General features: G+C 65.8%; 1 pseudogene. It reads left to right on the top strand.

Annotated features, from left to right (window positions below):
- Positions 1-263: pseudogene (locus tag V0R37_RS22445) on the top strand (biotin synthase BioB); the annotation flags it as partial.

Raw genomic sequence — 263 nt, 5'->3', positions numbered from 1 at the left:
CAGCAAAAACCGTCGAACTGCACCGCCCTGCGGCGCGCATCACCGTGCCGGAAGCGGCCACCTGGCCCGTCGCCGATGTACTGGCCCTGTTCGACCTGCCATTCAATGAGCTGATGTTCCAGGCCCAGCAGACCCACCGCGCCAACTTCCCGGACGGCGACGTGGAACTGGCAACCCTGTTGTCGATCAAGACGGGCGGCTGCGAGGAAGACTGCGGCTACTGCCCGCAGGCGGCCCGCTACGACACTGGCGTGGAAGCGAAA

This window comes from Pollutimonas rozaliensis (assembly GCF_048751585.1).
GTDB lineage: Bacteria > Pseudomonadota > Gammaproteobacteria > Burkholderiales > Burkholderiaceae_B.
Note: the sequence above shows the minus strand (reverse complement) of the source record. Positions and strands in the feature narration are given on the sequence as shown.